At 56.6% G+C, this 1,455-nt stretch carries 1 protein-coding gene; it reads left to right on the top strand.

The genetic code is table 11. The features are described 5' to 3' along the window. Nucleotides 1-247: 247 nt before the first annotated feature. Nucleotides 248-1,390 carry an FAD-dependent oxidoreductase gene (locus tag B7G66_RS10845; RefSeq protein ID WP_237700311.1) on the top strand — a complete coding sequence of 381 codons (1,143 nt, stop codon included), beginning with the start codon at nucleotides 248-250 and terminating at the stop codon, nucleotides 1,388-1,390. Nucleotides 1,391-1,455: the final 65 nt, after the last annotated feature.

Below are 1,455 nucleotides of genomic sequence, written 5' to 3'. Positions count from 1 at the left end.
GAAGCTTTTTAGAAAAAGCTTCACCAAAAACCTTTATAATTTCATGATGTTATTGATCCTGCCTTTTCGGGTGGCCTCTTGCCCAACACCCAGTTGTCAGGCAGCTTCTTGAAAATAGGATTGCAAATTGCGGGCTTGTTGGGTGACCGAAATTAAACCAATAATACGGTGTCCTTTTTTCTTTAACATTACTTGAAATGAAGTGTCCCCTTTCATGACGCGTCTTTTTCATCGTCGAAACGCACTGATGACCGCCGCTTCGCTGGCGGGGCTTTCCGCCCTGCCGGGATGTGCCGGTGCCCGCTCCCGCCGGTATGACCTGGACGCGGATGTGCGTCATATCCCGGTCATCCGGGCGCGTACGGACCGGATTGACCGTATCACGGTCTGCCTGCGTCCCTTCCGCGCCTCCGGGCCACGCCTTGGGGTCGAGCAGGTCGGGCGCAAGTCCGTGGTCCACAATTATGGCCATGGGGGAAGTGGCTGGTCGCTGTCATGGGGAACGGCGCAGCTTGCGGTGGAACGTGCGGTGACGGCATCCGGGCAGAAGGTGGGCGTGATTGGGTGCGGTGCGATCGGCCTGACCACCGCCATCGTTGCGCAGCAGGCGGGCGCGCAGGTGACGATCTATGCGCGCGAAATGCCGCCCTTCGTCCGTTCCGCCCGGGCTTCCGGAAGCTGGACGCCCGCGTCACGGATTGCGAAGACCAGCGACCTGACCCCGGAATTTACAGCACGGTGGGAGAGGATGGCCCGTTATTCCTTCTCCTGTTACCAGAACCTTCAGGGGTTGCCGGGAAATCCTGTCGAATGGGATACGTTTTATGGCCTGCAGGCGCGCGCACGTCGGCCGGTTCCGCCCGATCCCATCGGTTTCGCCGAAATGAACGACCGTTTGCGTGATATCGAACCGCAGGGGAACACGATCCCTGTCCATGACGGGCGCCTGCCCTATGACGAGGTGCGCAAGCAGCCGAACCTGATCTTCAACGTCACGACCTATACCGATTATCTCATGCGCCAGTTTTTTGAGCGTGGGGGCAAAATCCGTACCATGACGCTGCATCATCCATCAGAACTTACGGCGTTGCCGGAACCTGTCTTCATCAACTGCACCGGCTATGGTGCCCGTGCATTGTGGAATGACCAGAGCATCATTCCCATCCGGGGGCAGATCGCCTGGCTGATTCCGCAGCCCGAGGCGTTGTTCAGCATGGAATATGACAATGTCTATGTCGTGTCGCGGCGTGACGGTATCGTCGTGCAGTGGCAGGGGGAGGATATGGGGCATGGGTATAACCGCACTGATGAAACCCCAGATCTTGACGAGGCGCACAAGGGCGTCTCCATCATCAACGGTCTGTATAAAGGCATGGGATACAATGTCTGAGAGACTGTTTGAAAAGTTAGACTCGATAACACACTGAAATTATAAAGGTTTTTGGTGAAGCTTTT

The sequence above is a fragment of the Novacetimonas hansenii JCM 7643 genome, assembly GCF_000964405.1.
Classification (GTDB): domain Bacteria; phylum Pseudomonadota; class Alphaproteobacteria; order Acetobacterales; family Acetobacteraceae; genus Novacetimonas; species Novacetimonas hansenii.
The sequence above is the reverse complement of the archived record's forward strand: the minus strand, read 5'-3'. Positions and strand labels throughout refer to the sequence as shown.

What these genes read in the sequence shown, in the direction of transcription:
- B7G66_RS10845 (WP_237700311.1), top strand. Translation starts at nt 248, where the DNA reads ATGACCGCCGCTTCGCTGGCGGGGCTTTCCGCCCTGCCGGGATGTGCC.